The organism is Rhodococcus chondri (assembly GCF_036327435.1).
Lineage (GTDB): Bacteria > Actinomycetota > Actinomycetes > Mycobacteriales > Mycobacteriaceae > Rhodococcus > Rhodococcus chondri.
Genome location: NZ_JAUZMZ010000035.1, coordinates 1 through 23,896 on the forward strand (window position 1 = coordinate 1; position 23,896 = coordinate 23,896).

Below are 23,896 nucleotides of genomic sequence, written 5' to 3' on the forward strand. Positions count from 1 at the left end.
GGTCCCGGGATCCGATCAGATCCGACAGAACCTGCTGCGGCGACAACTGCGGCCACAGTGCGTCCACCGCCGCGACGATGTCGCGGTCCGCACGCATCTCGGACCGGATGTCGGCGATGTCGTCGCGGCTGAGAAGGTTGCCACCGTTGACGAGGTCGGTGCCGATGATGCCGGCGAGCTGATCGGCCAGTGCCTCGATGACCGCGGACACGAAGATCGGCCGCGCCAGGTTGTGCGGGCGCCGCGACGAACGCGCCCGTCCGCGAGCGCGCGTCACGGTCTTCCGATCGAGGGTGAGCCGGTAGGTGTCGAACGTCAGCGGAATCGGTTTCGCGGGTACTTCCTGACGGTCCCGCACGGCTTTCACGAGCACCGGCAGCATCGCGAGGTTGCCCTTGATCTCTCCGGCCTCGAGGGTGTCGGCGATGCTCGCCCGCACGCCCGGGTACAGGTCGCCGATGGTCGACAGCAGTACCCCTGTCTCGCCGAGGGACGGCAGCACTTGGCCGATGTAGTCCAGGAACGTCGAATTCGGGCCGACGATCAGTACTCCGCTCTTCGCCAGCTGTTTGCGATAGGTGTAGAGGAGGTACGCGGCCCGGTGCAGCGCCACCGCGGTCTTACCGGTGCCCGGCCCGCCCTGCACCACCAGCACGCTCTTGTGCTCGGAGCGGATGATGGCGTCCTGCTCGGCCTGGATGGTCGCCACGATGTCGTGCATCTGCCCGGTCCGCGCCGCGTTCAACGCGGCGAGCAGCGCCGATTCTCCGGCCATCCCACCCGCGATGGGTGTGTCGCCGTGGGCCTGTGCGGCGTCGAGATCGAGGTACTCGTCGTTGAGCGCCGTGACCTGCCGGCTGCGGCTGCGGATATGACGGCGACGCACCACGCCGTCGGGCGCGGCGGGGGTCGCCAGGTAGAACGGCCGGGCAAGGGGCGCACGCCAGTCGAGCAGCAGCGACTCGTAGTCGTTCTCCTCGTCGAGGATGCCGATGCGGCCGACGTATCGCGCCTCGGTGTTGTCGATCCCGTCACGGTCGGGGTTCCGCACGTCGATACGTCCGAAGCACAGCCCGTGTTCCGCAGCGTCGTACTTGGCGATGTCCTCGGTGTACATCTGGGTGAACGACTCGCGTTCACTGCGTGCCTGCGGCGTGCCGCCCTTCTCCAGCAGAACCCGACTCAGCCGAGTTTTTGCGTATTCTCGCAGCTCATCGAGATGCGTGTACAGCATCGACAGGTAGACCTGCTCGTGCTCGCGGTCGGGATGGGACGCGCCATCGGCCGGCACATGAACTCCTCGGGGGTTGGACAAGTCGACCGTCGAAGCCGTCGACGAAAGTGCCCGAGAAGTCTAGTCTGCTTCGTCGTCTTCCCGCAGAAAACAGCGCGAACGCCACAGGCGCGCCGACCGGAGTCGGCGCGCCTGTGCAGCGTCAGCGGAGATCAGCGCCGCGAGTTCTTGCGGCTCTTGGCGAGCGCTTTCTCTGCCTGCTCACGCGCCAGTTCTGCACGCACGCGAGCCCGGTGTGCGTTCTCGAGTGCCCTGGCGTTCAGAACGGCGGCGGGTGCCTCCACACGGTGCGCGAGTTCGGTGCTGTGATCGAGGGTGGTCTGCAACCACTGGGACCCACGCTGACGGGCAAGCTCTGCGAGTTCCGGCCCGCGGTCCATCGCAACCACGCGCAGTTCTCTGCCGCGTCCCTTGGCGCCGTCGGTCAGCTCCGGGGCGCGTTCGCGTGCGATCTCGAGAAGTCCGGTTCCGCGCTCGCGGGCTCGCTCGGCGAGTTCCGGACCCCGATCCTTGGCGATCTCGAAGATCCCGGTGCCGCGCTCGCGGGCGCGTTCTGCCAGCTCCGGTGCGCGCTCGCGCGCGACCTCCAGCAGCCCACTACCGCGTTCCTTCGCGACCTCGGCGAGTTCGGGGGCGCGCTCCCTCGCGATGTCGAGCAGATGGCTGCCCTGTTCGGTGGCATCTCCGGTCAGTGCCTTCACGCGTTCGGCGACGGTGTGCAGACCCTCGCCGAGTGCTTCACCGCGATGATCGGACGAGTGTGCCGGCAGCGCCGCTGCCACGGCCTGCTGAGCGGTTCGTGCGGCCCGCCGTCCGCGCCAGCCCAGCGACGGTTTCCCTTCCGTGTCGACCGCGGCAATCAGCAGGCCACCCATCAGGCTGACGTTCTTGATGAATTGGGTCCGCTGTTGAGCACGGGACGCGGGATCCTGGACGCTCCAGAAGTCGTGGCCTGCGACCGTGGTGGGGACCAGGGTGCCGGCCAGCGCGAGCGCGGAGAGCCGCGGCGCCTTGCCGATCGCGAAGAGCGCGCCGGCACCGATCTGCACTGCGGCGTTGATCTGCACCAGCGTTTCCGGGTTGCTGGGCAGCCGGTCGGTCACGGCCGCCGGCATGGCTTTCACCGCCTTGTCGAGGCCGGGCTGCGCCGCAGTGGCCTTCGGTGCTGGACTCCGCAAGGCATCGATGCCCCCGGCGATGAAAATGGACGCGAGCATTGGGCGCGCGAGTCTCCGGACGATCATGTGCTTCCTCCCGTGGGTCGCGTGGTATTCCGAACCCTGCCACGTGTACCCCGGATGTGGGGGGAGTATGCGGCGACGACTGTCCGGGAGTTGCGCCGCCGGTTCGCCGGCACAGGCGCTGCGGGCGCGGGGGAGCCGCCCCGGCCGGGATCACCAGCCGCGGAATCGGCGAGGCGTCATCCGCACCGGCACCGAGTAGTCGGCACGAAAGGTTTCGGGAGTAAGACCCAGTGTGCCGATATCGGCGGCGTATTTGTCGACGAAGTGCCTCCACTCCTCATCGGATATTGCGGCCTCGACGTGGGCCTCGGCGGTGAAGACCGCCACCTCGCCACCGTGTGCGTCGGCGTTGAGGTTCACACTCACCCGTGGTTGTGCGGCCATGTTGGTCAGCTTGGGGGTGCCCGGTTGCGAGAACATCAGGAAGGTGCCCTGGGACCAGAGGAACCAGACCGGGGTCGGTACGGGAGTTCCGCGTCGGTCGACGGTGGTCAGCCAGAGGACGCGTTCGCGCTCGAGCCGGTCGAGGACCGGATTCGGGACGGACAGCACGGTCTCGGTCATGCTCATGCCTTTCCGTGGAAGTAGCTGCCGGGTGCAACGCCGACGTGGGCTCGGGTCTTCCGAACCCGAGAGTTCGCCACCGACGAGCACCGTCAAAATCCGAACAGAACGGAATAAAAGGGATTAACGAATTCAGTCTGCTTCGTGCCGAGTGCTCGAAATGAGTCGGGCCGAAAACGATGGCCTCCGGGACACACTCGGAGGATTCTGAACCGGGGCCCCGGTGACTCGGGGACGCAGCGACGATGGGAGCGAGTGCTGTGAACAACCGTCAGGAACGTGAAGATCAGGAACGTGAAGATTTCGACAACCTCGACGACGACACGAAACGTCGTGCGGAGGAACGAGCCGACGAGATCCAGAAGATGTACGAGCCCGGTGCGAGGCCGACGACAACGGTGCCGGGCACCGGCGGCATGGTCTCCGGCACCGCGTTCGCCGACTTCGCCGACCAGCCCGAGGGGACGGTAGACGAGGGGACGGGAGAGGACGAACCGGGGGGAGATGCTCGGCGGTGATCAGTCGCCCGATTGCGCTGCTTCCGGAACAAGGACTTTCAGGCCCGAGGACGCGTCGGCGAGTCCTCCGACGAGCGGCTCCGCGCATCCTGGGAACGGTCGTCGGACGACAACGTGAGATCGGCGACGGTCTCGAAGAGTTGTGGCCCGCGGCCGTTCACGGTTTTCTCGATGGTCAGGTGCGCGGCTCGACCTTCCGTCCGTAGTGTGGCGATCTGGTTCCCGAAGGTAGGACCCGCGACTCTGCTCCACGAGAAGGACGTCTTCGGCACCGCCGCCACACGTCCGAGCAGTGCGCGCACGGACCGTTCCGCCGCGCGACTCCAGGCGAAACGGAACGCCGTCCGAATCGCCGCGGGGACATGATTGTGCAGCGGCGAGCATGTCAACTGATAGATCGCCGCGCGCACCGGGACACGGAAGCGGGCGCGGGCCGCGTAGGCGTGATGTACGTCGCCGGACAGCACGCACACCGTTGCCGGGACGACACCGGACGGCCCGGTACGACGTCCGCTGCCGACCTCGGCCAACAATCGGGCGAGACGTTCGAAGGAGGTGCCGAACGCAGACCAGTGCTCGAGATCTGCGGCGCGACGGAGCGTTTCGGCCCAGGACGCGAACCGTTCGCCACGCGCGCCGGCGGCCAGCTGCTCGTCCCAGGCTTCGAGGTCGTGCATTGTTCGAGGAAGCAACCAGGGCAGCGACGTTCCGATCAGCAGATGATCATAGTCGCCCTGGGTCTGGTCCTCGATCCAATCGAACTCCGGATCCGACACCATGTCCCGACGGTCTTCCGTGAGCAACCGCCCGCACCGCGAGTCGATCACGAGCATCCGCACCGGCCCGAAATCACGCCGGTAGGACCACCGGGCACCTCTGCCACCGTCCGCTTCCTCGTCCGCATCGGACGCGAAGATGCGGAGGATGGGCTCGGCGTCCCCCGCGCAATGCCGGACACGGTCGTAGAGCGAGTCTTCCGCCAGCTCTCCGGGTGAAAGGTTCCCGAGGTGCTGGTAGATCCAGTAGGACATCATGGCGCCGACGATGCGTTCTTCCCACCACGGCGAGGCTTCGACCTCGGACCGCCACGAGTACGAAGTGTTCCAGTCGTCGTGCACGTCGTGGTCGTCGAAGATCATCGAGGTCGGCACGGTCGACAGCAGCCAGCGCACGTTGCGTTCGGACCATGCCTGGGCATACAGCCACGTGTATTCCTCGAAGTTCCGCACCTGCGCCCCCGGCGCTTCGGTCAGATCGTGGCGCTCGCCGACCCGTCGCCGCATCTCCGGCGACAGTTCGTCCGCGTACACCTGGTCGCCCAGCAACAGCAGCGCGTCGGGCCACGCCTCGGGGGAGTGCGCGCGCATGCGCTGCGCGTAGGCGACGAGGGCATCCGTCCCCAAGGCGCCGGCGGAATCCTCGTCCGGCGTGGTGGCGACGCGGCACGATCCGAACGCCAGGACGAACCGGTCGCCGTCGGTCAGTGTCCGAATGAGGGACGCGTCGTCGCCGGGCGGCGGCCACACGTCGCGATCGTCCAGCCGCACTTCGTAGGGCGTGACGGATCCCGGTTCCAGGCCGTCGATCGACACCAGTGCGTAGTGGTGGCCCGCGACCGTCCATGTTCTTTCCGAGCTGCCGAGCACGTGAACGGTGCACGGTGCGGACGTCTCCACCCACACCGTGGCGTCAGTGGCACCGACGTGCCGGAGCAACGGGCCGAGTACGAGTTCCGCCACGGAGTCACCGTGCCCGTGCGCGATGGAGCGAGCGCCTCATGCGCTCCGAGCGTACTCCGCAGCGCGCACGCATCCAGGACGATTCCGCCGAAGCCGCGTCTCCCCGAGTGCTACCAACCGCGCTCGCGCCACTCACCGAGATGCGGGCGCTCGGCGCCGAGCGTCGAATCCTTGCCGTGGCCCGGGTAGAACACCGTCTCGTCGTCGAAGCGGTCGAAGATCTTCGACTCCACGTCGCCCAGGAGCGAGCGGAACGCGTCGGCATCCGGGGTCTTTCCCACACCCCCGGGGAACAGGGAATCGCCCGTGAAGATGTGGTGCTTTCCGGGGCCCTGCTCGGTGAGGACCAGCGCAACCGAACCCGGTGTGTGCCCTGCGAGGTGAATCACCTCGAGATTCAGCTCACCGACCTGCACGACGTCGCCTTCGGCGAGGAAACGGGCAGGGGTGACGGGCAACGGATCGGCGTCGAGCTCATGAGCGGTGGTCGGCGCACCGGTAGCGGCGGCAACCCGCTCGAGGCCCTGCCAGTGATCCCAGTGCTGGTGGGTGGTGACGATGAGTTCGAGCCCGGGGGCGTTGTCCCGCAGGAATTGCACCAGCTTGTCGGGTTCGTTCGCGGCGTCGATGAACACGGACTTGCCGGTCGCGTCGTCGGTGACAAGATAGGTGTTGTTGTTCATCTCTCCGACAGCGAGCTTGATGATGCTCGCGCCGGGAACGTGGCGGCGCTGGGCGGAGCCACCCGGGGTGACGTCGCCGGTATAGGTGTCCTCGATGATCACGGGCTGCTGCGTCATGGAAGAACCGTACCGCCGGACTGCCGGCGGTGCGGCAAGCGACGCCCGGACCCTGTCGGTACCCACGCCTACCATGGCTGGGGGCCGAACAACGGCCCTGTCGACAAGGAAGGAATCCGGCGTGGCAGATCGCCTGATCGTGCGAGGTGCGCGGGAACACAACCTGCGCGGAGTCAATCTGGACCTGCCACGGGAGAGCCTCATCGTGTTCACCGGCCTGTCCGGGTCGGGAAAGTCGAGCCTCGCATTCGACACCATCTTCGCGGAGGGACAGCGGCGTTACGTCGAATCGCTGTCCGCCTATGCGCGCCAGTTCCTCGGGCAGATGGACAAGCCGGACGTCGACTTCATCGAGGGGCTGTCGCCGGCCGTCTCGATCGATCAGAAGTCCACCAACCGCAACCCGCGTTCCACCGTCGGCACCATCACCGAGGTGTACGACTACCTGCGCTTGCTGTACGCACGCGCCGGGACGCCGCACTGCCCCGTGTGTGGCGAGAAGATTGCCCGCCAGACTCCGCAGCAGATCGTCGACCAGGTGCTCGATATGGACGAGGGCGCACGTTTCCAGATCCTCGCGCCCGTCGTCCGCACCCGCAAAGGCGAGTTCGTCGACCTGTTCGAGCAACTCACCGTGCAGGGCTACTCCCGCGTCCGCGTCGACGGCGTCGTCCACCCGCTCAACAATCCTCCCAAGCTGAAGAAGCAGGAGAAGCACGACATCGAGGTGGTGGTCGATCGCCTCGCCGTCAAGCCGAGCGCCAAGCAGCGGCTGACCGACTCGATCGAAACGGCGCTGCGGCTCGCCGAGGGCATCGTGGTACTCGATTTCGTCGACCTCGAGGAAAGCGCCCCCGACCGCGAGCGGCGATTCTCCGAGGCGCTGGCATGCCCGAACGCGCATCCGCTGTCGATCGACGACCTCGAGCCGCGCTCGTTCTCGTTCAACTCTCCGTACGGCGCGTGCCCCGAATGCGTCGGTCTCGGTGTCCGCAAGGAAGTCGACATCGAGCTCGTCGTGCCCGACCCGGATCGCAGCCTCGCCGACGGTGCCATCGCGCCCTGGTCGATGGGACAGAGCGCCGAGTACTTCACCCGCCTGCTCACCGGCCTGGCCGACGTCATGGGCTTCGACGTGAACACGCCGTGGAAGAAGTTGCCCGCCAAGGCACGCAAGGCAATCCTCGAGGGCAGTCACGAACAGGTCCACGTGCGCTACAAGAACCGGTACGGCCGGGTGCGGTCCTACTACGCCGAATTCGAAGGTGTGATGCCGTTCCTGCACCGCCGTCTCGATCAGGCCGAATCGGAGCAGAGCAAGGAACGCTACGACGGGTACATGCGCGAAGTCCCGTGCCCCACGTGTAGTGGTGCGCGGTTGCGACCGGAGATTCTCGCCGTTACCGTGACCGCCGGCGCGCACGGGAGCAAGTCCATCGCCGAAGTGTCCGACCTGTCGATTGCCGAGTGCGCCGAGTTTCTCGGCAATCTCACCCTCGGGAGTCGTGAGGCGGCGGTGGCCGGGCAGGTGCTCAAAGAGGTGCAGGCCCGCCTCGGCTTCCTGCTCGACGTCGGCCTCGACTACCTCACCCTTTCCCGCGCCGCCGGCACTCTGTCCGGTGGGGAGGCACAGCGCATCCGGCTGGCGACCCAGATCGGTTCCGGTCTCGTCGGGGTGCTGTACGTGCTGGACGAACCGTCCATCGGTCTGCATCAACGAGACAATCGGCGCCTCATCGAAACGCTCACGCGGCTCCGCGATCTCGGCAACACCTTGATCGTCGTCGAGCACGACGAAGACACTGTCCGGGCCTCCGACTGGGTGGTCGACATCGGTCCGCGGGCGGGCGAGCACGGCGGACGTGTCGTCCACAGCGGCACCTACAAGGAGCTCCTCGACAACACCGAGTCGCTCACCGGCGCCTATCTGTCCGGCCGCGAGCGGATCGAGGTACCGGCGCTGCGCCGGCCCATCGATCGCAAGCGGCAGGTCACCGTCGTCGGCGCCCGAGAGAACAACCTGCGCGGTATCGACGTCTCGTTTCCGCTCGGAGTACTGACCTGCGTGACCGGTGTGTCGGGGTCGGGTAAGTCGACGCTGGTCAACGACATTCTTGCCACCGTGATGGCGAACAAGCTCAACGGCGCGCGGCAGGTGCCGGGCCGGCATGCCCGGGTCAACGGTCTCGACCAGCTCGACAAATTGGTTCGGGTCGATCAGTCGCCGATCGGTCGCACCCCGCGATCGAACCCCGCGACCTACACGGGAGTGTTCGACAAGATCCGCACGTTGTTCGCCGCCACCACGGAGGCGAAGGTGCGCGGCTACCAACCGGGGCGGTTCTCGTTCAACGTCAAGGGCGGTCGTTGCGAGGCGTGTTCGGGCGACGGCACGCTCAAGATCGAGATGAACTTCCTGCCCGACGTGTATGTGCCGTGCGAGGTGTGCCACGGGGCCCGGTACAACCGGGAGACGCTCGAGGTCCACTACAAGGGCAAGACCATCGCCGAGGTACTCGACATGTCGATCGAGGAGGCCGCCGGGTTCTTCGAGCCGGTGACCTCCATCCACCGGTACCTCAACACATTGGTCGAGGTGGGTCTCGGTTACGTGCGGCTCGGTCAGCCCGCCACTACGTTGTCCGGTGGTGAGGCACAGCGGGTGAAACTCGCGGCGGAACTGCAGAAGCGGTCGAACGGCCGCACCGCATACATCCTCGACGAACCGACCACCGGTTTGCACTTCGAGGACATCCGCAAACTTCTCGGCGTGATCAACGGGCTCGTCGAGAAGGGCAACACGATCATCGTCATCGAGCACAACCTCGATGTCATCAAGACCGCCGACTGGGTGATCGATATGGGACCCGAGGGCGGCTCCGGGGGTGGCACGGTCGTGGTGGAAGGGACCCCCGAGGACGTGGCGGGCACCGACGACAGTTACACCGGTCGTTTCCTCAAGGAGGCACTTGCCGCCGCGGAGCCGGTGCCGGTGCGTGCACCCGCACGCAAACGCGTGGCGAAGAAGAAGGTTGCGGTCGCAAGCTGACGGAGGTCACCTCGCCACCGCCGCGAGCGCGGCGGCGAGGTCGGCCGGACGCGACCACATCGGCCAGTGCCCGGTGGGCAGGTCCACGTATTCGACGTCGTCGAGTCGGCCGAGTTCGGCGGCCACCGGGTGTCCGGCCGCTGTCATCTCCGGGATCGCCGCGGTGGGAAAGCTGCAGCAGATCACCGTGGTGGGCACGCGTGTGCGGGCCTCGTTCCGTAACTGCAGTGGTGTCCGCGCCGGCTTCGAGTTCGGCCCGGTCCGGCAGGGGGAACTCGGCGATCTCCGGATCGAGGTCCGGCCGCAGGGCCGTCCCGTCCGGCAGGGGGCCGCTGTCGACGTACACGAGCCGCCGGATCGTCGTGGGTACCCGGTCCGATGCCGCGTAGGCGATCGGCCCCGCGCCGCTGTGGGCGACGAGCACAGCACCGCCGGTCACCGCTCGGGCTACCGCCTCGATGTGAGTGTCCGCAGTGCATTGCGCCCGGTCGGACTCCGGGGATTCGAGGCCGGGCAACGTGAGGGCAGTGACCCGAAACCCCCGGCTGCGCAGCTCGTCCGCGACGGTATCCCATGCCCACGCACCCAGCCACAGGCCGGGAACGAGAACGAAGTGGGTGGTCATGACCCCGTATTCTGGTCGGCTCTCGGACGACGGCCTCACTGTCTACGTCACGGCCGAATCACGATTCTGCGCCGGGTGTCGTTCAACTCGCCGCAAACCGGAGGCAATGCGCGGCACCTATCGTGGCGGCATGACCGGTGCCACCTCCGACCTGCCCGCCCTGGCGCGAGCCCTCGACGACCTGCGTGACGGCCTCGTCGCGGCGGCCGCCGCCGACGAGCGGTGGGCGCAGGCCCACCCGGTGCATCGGGCCAGCGCCGAGAATCTCGCGCACTATGTGGCGCTGCGCCGCCGCGACATACGCGATCTGCAGGCCGACCTCGCCTCGTGGGGGTTGTCGTCGCTCGGACGCGCCGAAGCGCATGTGCTGGCCTCCCTCGACGCGGTTCGGCACGCGGTCGAGCGTCTCGCCGACCTCCCCGAAGTCACCCTGGCACCGAACCCGGTCGGATTCGTCGACGGTGAGCGACTGTTGGAGCGGAATGCGACCGCGCTGCTCGGCCCGGCAGCGGGGGGCCGCCGGACCCGCATCATGGTGACCCTCCCGTCCGAAGCCGCCACCGATCCCGGTCTCGTGGACCGCATCGTGGAAGCCGGCGCCGAACTGGTGCGGATCAACTGCGCGCACGACGGCCCGGAGGACTGGGAACAGATGATCGCCCATGTGCGCCGCGCCGGGCGCGCCCACGGCCGGCATGTGACGGTCACCATGGATCTCGCCGGACCGAAACTCCGCACCGGACCGATCGCCCCGGGCCCTGCGGTGATCCATGTCAAACCGGTGCGCGATGCCCTCGGCCGCACCATCGCGTCGGCCCGCATCCGGTTGGCGCGTACCGCCGAGGCGGCCGGCGACGGGGAGATCGGCATCCCGGTGACGGACGAATTGTGGCTGGCCCGTCGCCGGCCCGGCGACCGCATCACCTTCCACGACACCCGTGGATCGAAACGCACCCTGGTCGTCGTCGACACCGACGGCGGCGTCGGTGCCGAACTCCACGACACCGCCTACCTCGTCCCGGGCACCGTCCTGCGTGCGCATCGAGGAGACAGCACAGCGGTGGACAGGTGCCCGCTCGAGACCGCAAACTCGTTCTGCACGCCGGTGACGAGGTGCTCCTCGACCTCGATCCGGCCCCTGCCGAGCCCGATGCTCGGCCGCGGCGCATCGGTTGCACCCTTCCCCAGGTCTTCGTCGACACGAAGGTCGGCCACCGCATCTTCTTCGACGACGGAAAGATCGGTGGTGTCGTCGAGGAGGCGGGGCCGGAAGAGTTACGGATTCGGATCACCGATGCGGATCCGCGCGGTACCCGGCTGGGCTCGGCGAAAGGCATCAACCTGCCCGACACGGAACTGCGGTTGCCGGCGCTGACCGACGACGATCTGGCACATCTGCCGTTCGTCGCCGCGCACGCGGACGCGGTGAGCCTGTCGTTCGTGCGCAGCGCCACGGACGTGAGGCTACTGCAGGACCGGTTGGCCGAGGTCGGCGGTGGTCACCTCGGGATCGTGCTGAAAGTGGAGACGGTGAGCGGGTTCGAGAACCTGCCGTCGATCCTGTTCGCAGCGATGCATTCGTCGCGGGTCGGGGTCATGATCGCCCGGGGTGACCTGGCGGTCGAGGCCGGGTACGGGCGGCTCGCGGAAGTGCAGGAGGAGATCCTGTGGCTGTGCCAGGCGGCGCACGTGCCGGTGATCTGGGCGACGCAGGTCCTGGACTCGTTGGCTCGCACCGGACGACCGTCGCGCGCCGAGGTGACCGATGCGGCGGCGTCGGGCCGCGCCGAATGCGTGATGCTCAACAAGGGCCCGTTCGTGGATCACGCGGTGCGGTTCCTCGACGAGGTGCTTCTCCGCATGGCCGAACACCAGCGCAAGAAGGACTCGTTGCTGCGCAGGCTGCGGGCGTGGGACACGCCGCCACTCGCCGCGAGTGCGGATACCGCCGTGGCCGGCGCTGCCACCGTCCGGCTGATCGAACGGTGACAGCGATCGAACGGTGACGGCAGCGGGTGCAACCCCTCCGGCGCGAAGATCCGGGGACGCGCGAGCCTCAGTAGACGGGGCCGGTGTACTTTTCGCCCGGGCCCATGCCCGGCTCGTCCGGCACCGCCGATGCTTCCCGGAACGCGCGCTGTAGCGCCTGGAGCCCCTCGCGGATCGGCCCCGCGTGCGGACCGAGGTACTCGACGGATGCGGTGACCAGGCCCGCGAGGGCGGTGATCACGCGTCGGGCCTCGTCGAGGTCGCGGCGCGCGCTCTCGTCGGGATTCTCGTCGGCGAGCCCGAGTTTCTCCGCTGCCGAACTCATCAGCATCACGGCGGCGCGGCTGATGACTTCGACTGCGGGAATGTCGGCGAGGTCGCGCACGTCGTCGGCGGCGGACGCGTGGTCGGAGGAGTCGGGGGTCTCGGTCATGCTGTCGAGGATTCCACCCGAACCGAGGACCGGAGCGTGCGGGTGCTCCTGCTACGGACGATTCGATCCTCACGTGCATCTTTGCTACGCTGTTCGTTACGACCGCCCACGCGCACATTGGTGTGGGCAGCAAAGTGGAGTCCGACTCCCACCTCTCGCGGCACATCGATGCAGCTCAGAGGTCCGGTCATCCGGGCGCACCGCGCCGCGGATGCCTCGCCCGAAGGGTGCAGGTTCGTTTCGCAGTTCGCTGCGTAACGTCGACCGGTCGGTATCGGACCCCGCGTGACGCACGGCGTTGCAGCGGGGTCTTCTTGTCGAGGGTTCGGGCCACGGTGCTGCGATGCGGTCAGCAGACCACATCGCTCTACTGAGGAGGCCCCATCAGCGCTGAGACCCGCATCAACGAACGCATCCGAGTTCCCGAGGTCCGTCTTGTCGGACCGGGTGGTGAACAGGTCGGCATCGTGCGTGTTGAAGATGCACTCCGCCTGGCAATCGAAGCCGATCTCGACCTGGTCGAGGTGGCCCCTGACGCCCGCCCGCCCGTGTGCAAGATCATGGATTACGGCAAGTTCAAATACGAGGCCGCCCAGAAGGCGCGCGAATCGCGTAAGAACCAGCAGCTGACCGTGATCAAGGAGCAGAAGCTCCGGCCGAAGATCGACGACCACGACTACGAAACCAAGAAGCGCAACGTTGTGCGGTTCCTCGAAGCCGGATCCAAGGTCAAGGTGACCATCATGTTCCGCGGACGTGAGCAGTCCCGCCCGGAACTCGGATACCGGTTGCTGCAGCGACTCGGCGCGGACGTGGCCGACCTCGGCTTCATCGAGACCTCGGCCAAGCAGGACGGCCGCAACATGACCATGGTGCTGGCCCCGCACAAGGGCGCGAAGACTCGCGTGAAGGCACAAGAGGCCGCACAGGCCCCGCAGGCCAAGGCCGCACCGCGACCGACACCCGCGTCGGCCCCTGCCCCCGCCGAGCCCGCATCGGCGCCGGCCGAGGAACAGCCGGCCGATCAGGGCGACGCGCAGACCAGCTAGCCGCTCGGACAGCACAGCCGGTGCTGCACACGAGCAGGACGTACACGACAACCGGAAGAAACTGAGGACTCCATGCCCAAGTCGAAGACCCACAGCGGGACCGCGAAGCGATTCAAGGTGTCCGGCAGCGGGAAGATCCTGCGCCAGAAGGCGGGTCGCCGCCACCTGCTCGAGCACAAGTCCTCCCGGGTGACGCGTCGTCTCGATGGCAAGGCCGTCGTCAGCGACGTCGACGCCCCGCGCGTCAAGCGCATGCTCGGCATCTGAACTCTCCCGACCGATCCGCCCGGGGACGGTACTCGTCGTCCCCCGAACTTGACAGGACATATCAGTGGCACGCGTGAAGAGGGCCGTCAACGCCCAGAAGAAGCGCCGTTCGATTCTCGAGGCCTCCAAGGGTTACCGCGGGCAGCGCTCGCGCCTGTACCGCAAGGCCAAGGAGCAGCAGCTTCACTCGCTGACCTACGCCTACCGCGACCGTCGCGCCCGCAAGGGTGACTTCCGCAAGCTGTGGATCAGCCGCATCAACGCCGCGGCCCGCGCGAACGACATCACCTACAACCGCTTCATCCAGGGCCTCAAGGCCGCGGGTGTCGAGGTGGATCGCAAGATCCTCGCCGAGCTCGCCGTCTCCGACGCCGAGGCCTTCGCCGGCCTGGTCGCGGTCGCCAAGGCCGCGCTGCCGGCCGACGTGAACGCTCCGGCTGCCTGAGCGCGACGCTGAACCTCGAATCAGCACAGGAACGACCCGCGGACCCGCTCACCGAGCGCACCCCGCGGGTCGTTTCTGCTGTCAAATTGCTGCGCACCGCGGAACGCCGCAAGACCGGCCGGTTTCTCGCCGAGGGCGAGAACTCGGTGACCGAGGCACTGGCCACCGGTGTGGTCCACGACCTGTTCGTCACCGACGCCGCCGCCGAGCGGTACCCGCACGTGCTCGCCACCGCCCGGCAACGAGGAGTCCGGGTCGGGCTCGTCACCGAACGAGCCGCCGAGCGGCTGTCCGACACCGTGACCCCACCGGGTCTCGTCGCCGTCTGCGACCTGCTCGACGTGCCGCTCGACGCGGCTCTCGCCAGCAACCCGCGACTGCTCGCCGTGCCCGTGGGGATGAGCGAGCCCGGCAATGCGGGCACCTTGATCCGGGTGGCCGACGCGGTCGGTGCCGACGCCGTGATCCTCGCCGGTGACAGCGTGGACCCGCACAACGGCAAATGCGTGCGGGCGTCCGCCGGCAGCGTCTTCCACCTGCCGCTCGCGCGCGAACGCGACACGGGGCGCGTGCTCGACGCGCTCGCCGCGGCCGGCGTACAGATTCTCGCGACCGCCGCCGACGGTGAAGTCGACCTCGACGACGCCGACCGGTTGCTCCGCGCACCCACCGCATGGCTGTTCGGCAACGAAGCGCACGGCCTCGACCCGGACATTGCGGCCCGCGCCGACCACCGGGTCCGGATCCCCATCCGCGGTCGCGCCGAATCGCTGAACCTCGCCACCGCCGCGTCGATCTGCCTGTATTCGAGTGCCCGGGTGCAGCACAGGACCCCCGGCCCCATCGCATAGGATTTCGTCGTGCGCAGCCGCGACCGGATCGCGGGCACGCAGACCGAGAACCGACATCACCGAAGAACCGTTCGCCCGAAGAAGGACCCGAAGAAGGAGTTGCACCGGTCGTGGCCAAGAAAGAGGGCGGCACCCCGCCGGCAGCCGATCCCAACGCACTGACCGAGGACGCACTCGCCGCCGCGGAGAAGACGGCGATGCAGGCCTTCGCCGCGGCCGACACCCTCGAGGCGCTGGCCCAGACGAAGATCGAGCACCTCGGCGACAAGGCCCCGATCTCCCTCGCGAAGCGGGCGCTCGGCGCGCTGCCCGGCAAGGACCGCGCCGACGCGGGCAAACGCGTCAATGCGCACCGCACCGCGGTGCAGGCCGCCTACGACACCCGCAAGGCCGAACTGCAGGCCGAACGCGACGCCGCGGTCCTCGTGGCGGAGGCGATCGACGTCACCCTGCCGGCCAACCGGCGTCCCGTCGGCGCCCGTCATCCCATCAGCATCATCTCCGACCAGGTCTCCGACGTGTTCGTCGCGATGGGCTGGGAGATCGCCGAGGGGCCGGAGGTCGAGACGGAGCATTTCAACTTCGACGCATTGAATTTCCTGCCCGACCATCCGGCCCGCACGATGCAGGACACCTTCCACATCGCGCCGGAGGGCTCGCGGCAGGTGCTGCGCACGCACACCTCACCGGTGCAGGTCCGTACGATGCTCTCCCGCGAGATCCCCATCTACGTGGTCTGCCCGGGCCGCACGTTCCGCACCGACGAACTCGACGCCACCCACACGCCGGTGTTCTCCCAGATCGAGGGTCTCGCCGTGGACAAGGGCCTGACCATGGGCCATCTGCGCGGCACCCTCGACGCGTTCGCCCGCGCCCTGTTCGGGCCCGAGACCCGCACCCGCATGCGGCCGAACTACTTCCCGTTCACCGAACCGTCGGCCGAGGTGGACGTGTGGTTCCCGAACAAGAAGGGCGGCGCCGGCTGGGTCGAATGGGGCGGCTGCGGCATGGTCAACCCGAATGTGCTGCGCGCCTCCGGAATCGACCCCGACGAGTACACGGGTTTCGCGTTCGGCATGGGTCTCGAACGCACCCTGCAGTTCCGCAACGGAATCTCCGACATGCGCGACATCGTCGAAGGCGACGTGCGCTTCACCCTGCCCTTCGGTGTGCAGGGCTGACGCCCGCACCCCGACACGACCCGAGAACCGAACCGAACGAGAAAGCTGAGCTCAAGTGCGAGTAGCGCAGTCCTGGCTGACGGAGATCCTGCAGCGTGCCACCCCCGAGTGGACCGTCACGGCCGCAGAACTCGATGCGGGATTCGTCCGGGTCGGTCTCGAGGTCGAAGACATCGAAACCCTCGAGCGGATCGACCACCTCGTCGTCGGACGGGTCGTCGCGATCACCGAGCTCACCGAGTTCAAGAAGCCCATCCGGCATTGCCAGGTGGACGTCGGCGAAGACGCGCCGCGCAGCATCGTGTGCGGCGCCCGCAACTTCGCCGAGGGCGACCTCATCGTCGCGGCCCTGCCCGGCGCGGTACTGCCCGGCGGTTTCGCCATCGCGTCCCGCAAGACGTACGGGCAGATCTCCGACGGCATGATCTGCTCGCTGTCCGAACTGGGCATCGGCAAGGACCACTCCGGCATCCTCGTCCTCGAACCGGGCAGCGCCGACCCCGGTGCCGACGCCAACGACCTGCTCGGTCTCGGTGACACCGTCGTCGAACTCGCCATCACCCCGGACCGCGGGTACTGCTTCTCCGCGCGCGGCCTCACCCGCGAGCTCGCCTGCGGATTCGACCTCGAATTCGCCGATCCGGCGCAGGTCACCCCGCTGCCCACCGACGGGGGCGACGCCTACCCGATCCGTCTCGAGCCGGAAACGAACGCGACCCGCTTCGCTGCCCGCAAGGTCACCGGCATCGACCCGAACGCCGTGTCGCCGTGGTGGTTGCAGCGCCGCCTGCACACCGCCGGTGTGCGACCGATTTCCCCGGCCGTCGACGTCACCAACTACGTGATGCTCGAACTGGGCCAGCCGCTGCACGCGTTCGACGCCGCCACTCTGCAGGGCGAACTCGTCATCCGGCGTGCCCGGGCGGGGGAGAAGCTGACCACTCTCGACGGTGTCGAGCGCGACCTCGATTCCGAGGACGTCGTGATCACCGACGACTCCGGAGTCATCTCGCTCGCGGGCATCATGGGCGGCGCGACCACCGAGGTGGGCGCGACGACCACCGAGGTACTGCTCGAGGCCGCGACGTGGGATCCGCTCGCCGTGTTCCGCGGCAACCGCCGCCACAAGCTCACCAGCGAGGCCGGTAAGCGCTTCGAACGCACCGTCGACCCCGAGGTCGCGCTGCCCGCGCTCGACCGTGCAGCCGCGCTGCTCGTCGAGATCGCCGGCGGCCAGGTCGAACCCACACTCACCGACATCGCGGTGCCGACCGGCCCGGTGTCCATCCGCATGGACATCGACCGCCCCGATCGCGTCGCCGGCGTGGCCTACCCGAACGGCACCGCCGCGCGTCGCCTCACGCAGATCGGCTGCAGCGTGGAGGTGGGCGTCGGCGGCGACGGCCACGGACAGCTCGTGGTCACGCCCCCGTCCTGGCGCCCCGATCTGCGGCAACCCGCCGACCTGGTCGAAGAGGTGCTGCGCCTCGAGGGGCTCGAGCAGATCCCGTCGGTGCTGCCCGCAGCCCCGGCCGGTCGCGGTCTGACCGCCGAGCAGAAGCGTCGCCGCGCGGTGGGCCGCGCGCTCGCGTACGACGGCCACGTCGAAGTTCTCGCGCCGGTCTTTCTGCCCACACACGGCGTCGACACCGGGGGGCTGGACGCGGACGATCCGCGGCGCACCACCGCCAAGGTGCTCAACCCGCTCGAATCCGACCGTCCCGAGTTGGCCAGCACGCTGCTGCCGGGCCTGTTCGAGGTCCTCGCGCGCAACGTCTCGCGCGGCCAGCGGGACCTGTCGCTGTTCTCGATCGCGCAGGTGGTGCAACCCGGGCCCGAGACGGTCGCCGTCGAGGCGCTGCCCGTCGACCGGCGACCCACCGACGACGAGATCGCGCGGCTCGAGCGGTCGCTGCCGGTGCAGCCCGTGCATGTCGGGGGTGTTCTGACCGGTCTGCGCGAACCGGCCGGCCCGTGGGGCGCCGGTCGCGCCGCCGAGGCCGCCGACGCGTTCGCCGCCGCCGATGTCGTGGCCCGCGCGGCCGGTGTGGAACTCGAACGGCGTGCGGCGCAGTACCTGCCGTGGCATCCGGGCCGGTGCGCAGACCTGCTCGTCGACGGCACCGTCGTCGGTCATGCCGGGGAACTGCACCCCGCGGTGCTCGAACGCGCCGGCCTCCCTGCCCGCACCTGCGCATTCGAATTGAACCTCGACGCGCTCCCGATCATCGAGTCGCTGCCCGCGCCGGCGGTGTCGCCGTTCCCGGCGGTACTGCAGGATGTCGCGGTCGTCGTCGACGCCGCCGTTCCCGCGGCCGAGGTGGAAGCGGCGCTGCGCAGCGGCGGTGGGGACCTCCTCGAGGACGTCCGCCTCTTCGACGTGTTCGCCGGCGCCCAGGTGGGGGAGGGAAACAAGTCTCTCGCCTTCGCACTGCGCTTCCGGGCACCGGACCGCACTCTCACCGAGGACGAGGCGAGCGCTGCCCGCGACACTGCCGTCGCTGCTGCGACATCCGCGGTGGGAGCGCAGCTGCGCGGCTGATCCACCCCACCCCTCGCCGACCGCCACTCGCACCCGGGACGCGTCGCCGACAACTCGCGCCGCGTCCTCGGGTCAGCCCGCCGCTACGGCAAGGCCGGTGCATCGAGTCGGGCTGCGCGGGTGCTCTGTCCGGCCGGCGTGAAGTCTCGACGCGGTGGCCGGGAGTCGCAACTCTGGACAGTTCGGTTAATTGCGCTTAACTTGCAGGGTGTGAGCAAACGCTACCCCTTACCCGACCTGGCGGATCTACCCGAGGACATCGTCGAACGCATCCTCGAAGTGCAAACCAAGTCGGGCTTCGTCCCGAATGTGTTTCTGGCCTTCGCGCGGCGACCCGCCGAGTGGCGAGCCTTCTTCGCGTATCACGACGCGATCATGCTGCGCGAGGAAACAGGATTGACCAAGGGCGATCGCGAGATGATCGTGACCACGATCTCGGCGGCGAACAAGTGCCTGTACTGCGTCGTCGCGCACGGGGCGATCCTCCGGATCTACGAGAAGAAGCCGACCGTCGCGGATCAGGTGGCGACCAATTACCGCATCGCGGACATCACGCCCCGCCAACGCGCGATGCTCGATTTCGCGAGCACGGTCAACACCCGGTCGCACGAGATCTGCGATGACGACTTCACAGCTCTGCATGCACACGGCTTCACCGACGAGGACGCGTGGGACATCACCGCGATCACCGCGTTCTTCGGGCTGAGCAACCGCATGGCGAGCGTGACGGGCATAATGCCCAATCCCGAGTTCTACACGATGGGACGCGTGCCCCGGACCTGAGCCGAGAACGAGGTTCGGTACCCGGCCGACCGCTCCGTCGTCGAAAGCGCTGTGCTGACCGGCCGTTCAGGTCGAAGGTCTGGATCGGGACGTCGCCGGGGCCGACGATTGCGGCCCCGGTGTGCGCTGCAGACCGACCTCCGAGCCGACGTCGTGCACCGGTGCCGGCGCACAGCGGGATTGGGATCCGGGACGCGGGGGTAGTCACGGTCATGAAAATCAGGAAAACCGAACACAAGGTCGAGGTGGCGGCGGCGCTCGGTGCCGGATACCTGCTGGGGCGCACCCGCCAGTTGAAGATGGCCGTGAAGATTGCCAGGGTGGGCGGGCGATCTCCTCGGGGGCCCCAGGATCTGCTCGCCCAGGGCTCGGAGTTCCTCGCCTCGTCTCCGGAGATCGCGGGGCTCGGCGACTCGGTTCGCAACGAGTTGCTCGACACGGCGTCCGCGACGGCCGAGGCCGGCAGCGAGCACGGCGCTTCGTTCCGCGACCGCGTCCGGTCTCGGGGGGGGACCGCACAGGCTGGTGGCGGGCGGTTGGTCGCGGGGGTGAGGAGGGCCTCGGCCGTCGCGGGCGCGTTCACCCGCGGGAGGCCGAGGATTCCTCGGTCCGCGAGGAATCGGAGCACGGTAAGAACTGAGCTGCTCCAGTTACCCGAGCCGTGCGACTGCAGCTCGACGGGCACGCGGATCGAGCGACCTTCCGGGTGTCGGCCGAACGAACGCGATGACTTTCGGGTACGTAGCCGGTCAACACTGCAGATCAGGTCCATCCCGACTCTGGAGGCACCATGACTCAGCAGAAAGCCGGCGCCCTACCCCCCGTCGTCGACCCGCAGACCTGGCAGCTTGCGCTCGACGACTTGCGGAGGCGGGAAAAGGCCGCCACCCGTGAACTCGACGCCATCGCCGCGCAGCGCCGCAGGCTGCCGATGGTCGAGCTGCCCGACTACACGCTGATCGGTCCGGACGGTCCGATCCGGTTGGTCGATGTGTTCGACGGCCGTTCGCAGCTCATCGTCTACCACCACATGTGGTCCGACGGTGCGGAGTGGCAGTGCGGAGGCTGCACCGGCCTCACGTCGCAGTGGACCCGGCTGGGCATCCTCGACAACTACGACGCCCGCTTCGTCATCGTCACCAACGGGCCCATCGACGAAGCACTGGCCTACAAGGCCAAGGTCGGCAACGCGATGGACTGGTACTCGTCTTCGGACAGTTCCTTCGGCGCCGACGTCGACGCACCGCCCGGAGGAAGCTTCGCGGTCAATGTGTTCCTCCGCGATGGCGACCGGGTCTACCGCACCTGGCACACCACCGGCCGGGGCACCGAACAACTCAGCTACACCTTCGCCCTGGTCGATATCCTGCCGTGGGGCCGTCAGGAGGAATGGCAGGATTCGCCCGAGGGTTGGCCGCAATCGCCCACCTACTCGAAGTGGCTCGACTCTCCCGATGTCGCCCGGCTCTACGGCCCGAACGGCGACGTTCGCTGAGTCCCGCGAGGTCGACGTGCCGCCGTGCCACTCATCCCCGGCGCCGATGGTGAGTGCGTTTCTCGATGATGTGCCGCCGGCGACGCCGGTTCTCTTCCAGATTCCGCAGGCCCAGGTGTCGCGACGCGTTCGAGGCACGTCTGTGTGCGCGCGGCGCAACCCATGAGTGCTGTGCCGGTGCGGTCGGGCGACGTAGCCTGAACGTATGACCACGGACGAGTCGACCCCCGGCCACGTACCGGACCCGGAGAAGCCGGACGAGCCGGTGCCGGATGTGACCCCGGCCGGTCCCGAGACACCCAACGTGCCCGACGTACCGCCCGGCCCGGACATTCCCGATGTGCCGCCCGTCGATCCCGAGCCGTCACCGGATCCCGACATCGGTCCCGGTGGAGTGGTGCAGATTCCTTCCCCCGAGGGCCTCACCGGGTACACCGAGCAGGGTGTGCCGACCTTCGAGTCGGTGCGGGACAAGATCGAGCACCGCGCCGGCACCGCGATCGGGTCCGAGGAGCTGGCGCGGGAGAGCACCGCCGGTCGCACCCTCGACGAGCAGTACGAGGACCGCAAGAAGGCGGCCGCCGACAAACTCGCCGAGATTCGCCGCTCGATGCACGCGGAATAGCAGCGAGACGCGACCCTGCGGGAACCCCTGATGAAAAAGTTTGCATGATCGTGCATAATAAATCGTATGGGTAACCCACAGGCATTCACGGCGACGCCGCAGTCGCCGATTCGGGTCGCAGTCGCCGGCGCCAGCGGCTACGCGGGCGGCGAAGCGCTCCGCCTGCTCCTCGGTCATCCCGCATACCAGGACGGCTCCCTCGTCATCGGTGCGCTCACCGCCGGCGGCAACGCCGGTGCCACCCTCCGCGAATTCCACCCGCACCTGTTGCCGCTCGCCGACCGCGTCCTCGCCCCCACCGACCTCGACACTCTCGCCGGGCACGACGTCGTCTTCCTCGGGTTGCCGCACGGACACTCGGCAGCACTTGCCGCGCAACTGCCCGAGGCCACCGTCGTCATCGACTGCGGCGCCGATTTCCGGCTCGAATCGGCGACCGACTGGCAGCGCTGGTACGGCACCGAACATGCCGGCACGTGGCCGTACGGCATGCCCGAACTGCCCGGCAAGCGTGAACAACTCGTCGGCGCCACCCGCATCGCGGTTCCGGGCTGCTACCCGACGGCGGCCTCGCTGGCCCTCGCTCCGGCGGTTGCCGCCGGGATCGTCGAACCCCGCGTCCAGATCGTCGCCGTGACCGGCACCTCCGGAGCGGGCAAGTCCCCGAAGGTGGACCTCCTCGGTTCCGAGGTGATGGGCTCCGTCCGTGCCTACGGCATCGGCGGTGCACACCGCCACACCCCGGAGATCAAGCAGAACCTGTCGGCGCTCGCCGGCACCGACGTCAGTGTCTCGTTCACCCCGGTCCTCGCGCCCATGCCGCGTGGCATCCTCGCCACCTGTACCGCCCCCACCACGGTCGGCACGGCCGAGGCGCGCGCCGTATACGAAAAGGCCTACGCGGACGAACCCTTCATCCAGCTCCTCCCCGAAGGAGCCTTGCCGGCCACGGGCTCGGTCGTCGGATCCAACGCCGTCCAGCTCGCCGTCACCGTCGACACCGATGCCGGTCTGCTGATCGTGGTCGCCGCCATCGACAACCTGACCAAGGGCACCGCCGGTGCCGCCGTTCAATCGATGAACCTGGCACTCGGCCTGCCCGAGACCGCCGGCCTGTCCACCGTAGGAGTGGCACCGTGACCGACACCGACCACACCGACAAGCACGCCGATCACGTGTATGCCGACGCCGTGTACGACGCCGGGGGCCGCCTGATCCGCACCCAGGGCGTGACCGCCCCCGCCGGGTTCCGTGCCGCCGGTATTCCCGCCGCGATCAAGGCGAACGGAAACCCGGACCTCGCACTGGTATTCAACGAGGGACCCGACCTCGTCGCGGCCGGAGTGTTCACCACCAACAAGGTCAAAGCGGCGCCGGTGCTGTGGTCGCAGCAGGTCCTGACCTCCCGCGCACTGCGCGCGGTGATCCTCAACTCCGGCGGAGCCAACGCGTGCACCGGTCCGGGCGGCTTCCAGGACACCCACGCCACCGCCGAAGCCGTCGCCGACGCACTGAGCAATTGGGGTACCGAAACCGGTGCCGGCGAAGTCGCTGTGTGCTCGACCGGCCTGATCGGCGACCGGCTACCCATGGACAAGGTCCTGGCCGGTGTGCAGGAGATCGTCCACGAACTCGCCGGCGGCATCTCCGGCGGCACCGACGCCGCCTACGCCATCATGACCACCGATACCGTGCCCAAGCAGACCGCACTGCACCACGACGACAAATGGAACGTCGGCGGCATGGCCAAGGGCGCCGGCATGCTGGCCCCGGCACTCGCCACGATGCTGTGCGTCGTCACCACCGATGTCGTCGCCACCGCCGACCAGCTCGACACCGCGCTGCGGCACGCGACCCGGCTCACCTTCGACCGGCTCGACATCGACGGCGCGACCTCCACCAACGACACCGTCCTGCTGCTTGCCTCCGGCGCCAGCGGCATCACACCCACCCAGGACGAGCTCGACGCCGCCGTGCTCGCCGTGTGCGACGACCTCGCAGCCCAGATGATGGCCGACGCCGAAGGCGTCACCAAGCGCGTCACCGTCACCGTGCGCGGCGCCGCAAGCGAATCCGACGCGCTCATCGGTGCACGCACCGTCGCCCGCGACAGCCTCGTCAAAACCGCGCTGTTCGGATCCGACCCCAACTGGGGCCGGGTCCTCGCCGCGATCGGCATCGCTCCCATCGAACTCGACCCCGACAAGATCTCCGTGCGGTTCAACGGCAGCCCGGTATGCGTCGACGGCGTCGGCGCACCCGGCGCCCGCGAGGTGGACCTGTCCGGCATCGACATCGACCTCGACATCGACCTGGGCATCGGCGACGCAGAAGTGTCCATCCGCACCACCGACCTGTCGCACGCCTACGTCGAAGAGAACTCGGCGTACTCGTCGTGAGCGG

At 68.3% G+C, this 23,896-nt stretch carries 19 protein-coding genes and 2 pseudogenes; 14 read left to right on the forward strand and 7 right to left on the reverse strand.

The window, feature by feature from the left end:
* From Q8814_RS08735 to Q8814_RS08745, 3 genes are all read right to left on the reverse strand, one after another.
* Nucleotides 1–1,234, reverse strand: a 1,234-nt coding sequence (locus tag Q8814_RS08735; protein WP_408015866.1) for a HelD family protein, incomplete at its 3' end; no start/stop codon positions are given.
* Nucleotides 1,235–1,446: 212 nt separating this feature from the next.
* Nucleotides 1,447–2,511, reverse strand: a complete 1,065-nt coding sequence (locus Q8814_RS08740; protein WP_456239107.1) for a DoxX family membrane protein — start codon at nucleotides 2,509–2,511, stop codon at nucleotides 1,447–1,449.
* Between the two features lie 177 nt (nucleotides 2,512–2,688).
* On the reverse strand, nucleotides 2,689–3,108 hold the full coding sequence (locus Q8814_RS08745; RefSeq protein WP_330151619.1) for a TIGR03667 family PPOX class F420-dependent oxidoreductase: 420 nt from the start codon (nucleotides 3,106–3,108) through the stop codon (nucleotides 2,689–2,691).
* Between the two features lie 254 nt (nucleotides 3,109–3,362).
* Here Q8814_RS08745 and Q8814_RS08750 point away from each other — a divergent pair, with 254 nt between their 5' ends.
* Nucleotides 3,363–3,620: a hypothetical protein gene (locus Q8814_RS08750; RefSeq protein WP_330151620.1), complete on the forward strand. Its 258-nt coding sequence runs from the start codon at nucleotides 3,363–3,365 to the stop codon at nucleotides 3,618–3,620.
* Between the two features lie 38 nt (nucleotides 3,621–3,658).
* Here Q8814_RS08750 and Q8814_RS08755 read toward each other — a convergent pair whose 3' ends face one another.
* Both Q8814_RS08755 and Q8814_RS08760 read right to left on the reverse strand, forming a co-directional pair.
* Complete coding sequence (locus tag Q8814_RS08755) at nucleotides 3,659–5,359, reverse strand: alkaline phosphatase D family protein (RefSeq protein ID WP_330151621.1); 1,701 nt, start codon at nucleotides 5,357–5,359, stop codon at nucleotides 3,659–3,661.
* Between the two features lie 110 nt (nucleotides 5,360–5,469).
* Nucleotides 5,470–6,159 carry an MBL fold metallo-hydrolase gene (locus Q8814_RS08760; protein WP_330151622.1) on the reverse strand — a complete coding sequence of 230 codons (690 nt, stop codon included), beginning with the start codon at nucleotides 6,157–6,159 and terminating at the stop codon, nucleotides 5,470–5,472.
* A 121-nt stretch (nucleotides 6,160–6,280) separates the two neighbouring features.
* Here Q8814_RS08760 and uvrA point away from each other — a divergent pair, with 121 nt between their 5' ends.
* Nucleotides 6,281–9,208: an excinuclease ABC subunit UvrA gene (gene uvrA / locus Q8814_RS08765; protein ID WP_330151623.1), complete on the forward strand. Its 2,928-nt coding sequence runs from the start codon at nucleotides 6,281–6,283 to the stop codon at nucleotides 9,206–9,208.
* 6 nt (nucleotides 9,209–9,214) lie between these two features.
* On the opposite strand, the pseudogene Q8814_RS08770 reads toward uvrA, so the two are convergent.
* Nucleotides 9,215–9,833: pseudogene (locus tag Q8814_RS08770) on the reverse strand (alpha/beta fold hydrolase).
* A 130-nt stretch (nucleotides 9,834–9,963) separates the two neighbouring features.
* On the opposite strand from Q8814_RS08770, the pseudogene Q8814_RS26525 reads away from it, so the two are divergent.
* Nucleotides 9,964–11,822 (forward strand): annotated as a pseudogene (locus Q8814_RS26525) (pyruvate kinase).
* A 67-nt stretch (nucleotides 11,823–11,889) separates the two neighbouring features.
* Here Q8814_RS26525 and Q8814_RS08785 read toward each other — a convergent pair.
* Complete coding sequence (locus tag Q8814_RS08785) at nucleotides 11,890–12,255, reverse strand: DUF1844 domain-containing protein (RefSeq protein WP_330151625.1); 366 nt, start codon at nucleotides 12,253–12,255, stop codon at nucleotides 11,890–11,892.
* Between the two features lie 383 nt (nucleotides 12,256–12,638).
* Here Q8814_RS08785 and infC point away from each other — a divergent pair, with 383 nt between their 5' ends.
* From infC to argJ, 11 genes are all read left to right on the forward strand, one after another.
* The gene (infC, locus tag Q8814_RS08790) at nucleotides 12,639–13,304 is read left to right on the forward strand and encodes a translation initiation factor IF-3 (RefSeq protein ID WP_330151642.1); all 666 of its coding nucleotides are present in this window, start codon (nucleotides 12,639–12,641) and stop codon (nucleotides 13,302–13,304) included.
* A gap of 72 nt (nucleotides 13,305–13,376) precedes the next feature.
* Nucleotides 13,377–13,571, forward strand: coding sequence for a 50S ribosomal protein L35 (gene rpmI / locus Q8814_RS08795; protein ID WP_330151626.1), 195 nt, complete (start codon nucleotides 13,377–13,379; stop codon nucleotides 13,569–13,571).
* 64 nt (nucleotides 13,572–13,635) lie between these two features.
* On the forward strand, nucleotides 13,636–14,016 hold the full coding sequence (rplT, locus tag Q8814_RS08800) for a 50S ribosomal protein L20 (protein ID WP_006553977.1): 381 nt from the start codon (nucleotides 13,636–13,638) through the stop codon (nucleotides 14,014–14,016).
* 8 nt (nucleotides 14,017–14,024) lie between these two features.
* Nucleotides 14,025–14,867: a TrmH family RNA methyltransferase gene (locus Q8814_RS08805; protein ID WP_330151643.1), complete on the forward strand. Its 843-nt coding sequence runs from the start codon at nucleotides 14,025–14,027 to the stop codon at nucleotides 14,865–14,867.
* A gap of 110 nt (nucleotides 14,868–14,977) precedes the next feature.
* The gene (gene pheS, locus Q8814_RS08810; RefSeq protein WP_330151627.1) at nucleotides 14,978–16,048 is read left to right on the forward strand and encodes a phenylalanine--tRNA ligase subunit alpha; all 1,071 of its coding nucleotides are present in this window, start codon (nucleotides 14,978–14,980) and stop codon (nucleotides 16,046–16,048) included.
* 55 nt (nucleotides 16,049–16,103) lie between these two features.
* Nucleotides 16,104–18,590: a phenylalanine--tRNA ligase subunit beta gene (gene pheT, locus Q8814_RS08815; RefSeq protein WP_330151628.1), complete on the forward strand. Its 2,487-nt coding sequence runs from the start codon at nucleotides 16,104–16,106 to the stop codon at nucleotides 18,588–18,590.
* Between the two features lie 210 nt (nucleotides 18,591–18,800).
* Nucleotides 18,801–19,373 (forward strand): peroxidase-related enzyme, encoded by a 573-nt coding sequence (locus Q8814_RS08820; protein ID WP_330151629.1) that lies wholly within the window; start codon nucleotides 18,801–18,803, stop codon nucleotides 19,371–19,373.
* A 790-nt stretch (nucleotides 19,374–20,163) separates the two neighbouring features.
* The gene (locus Q8814_RS08825; RefSeq protein WP_330151630.1) at nucleotides 20,164–20,868 is read left to right on the forward strand and encodes a DUF899 domain-containing protein; all 705 of its coding nucleotides are present in this window, start codon (nucleotides 20,164–20,166) and stop codon (nucleotides 20,866–20,868) included.
* A 205-nt stretch (nucleotides 20,869–21,073) separates the two neighbouring features.
* A complete protein-coding gene (locus Q8814_RS08830; protein WP_330151631.1) occupies nucleotides 21,074–21,493 on the forward strand; it encodes a PspA/IM30 family protein in 420 nt (139 codons plus the stop codon).
* A 66-nt stretch (nucleotides 21,494–21,559) separates the two neighbouring features.
* Nucleotides 21,560–22,633, forward strand: a complete 1,074-nt coding sequence (argC, locus tag Q8814_RS08835) for an N-acetyl-gamma-glutamyl-phosphate reductase (protein WP_330151632.1) — start codon at nucleotides 21,560–21,562, stop codon at nucleotides 22,631–22,633.
* 35 nt (nucleotides 22,634–22,668) lie between these two features.
* Nucleotides 22,669–23,892, forward strand: coding sequence for a bifunctional glutamate N-acetyltransferase/amino-acid acetyltransferase ArgJ (gene argJ / locus Q8814_RS08840; protein WP_330151644.1), 1,224 nt, complete (start codon nucleotides 22,669–22,671; stop codon nucleotides 23,890–23,892).
* Nucleotides 23,893–23,896: the final 4 nt, after the last annotated feature.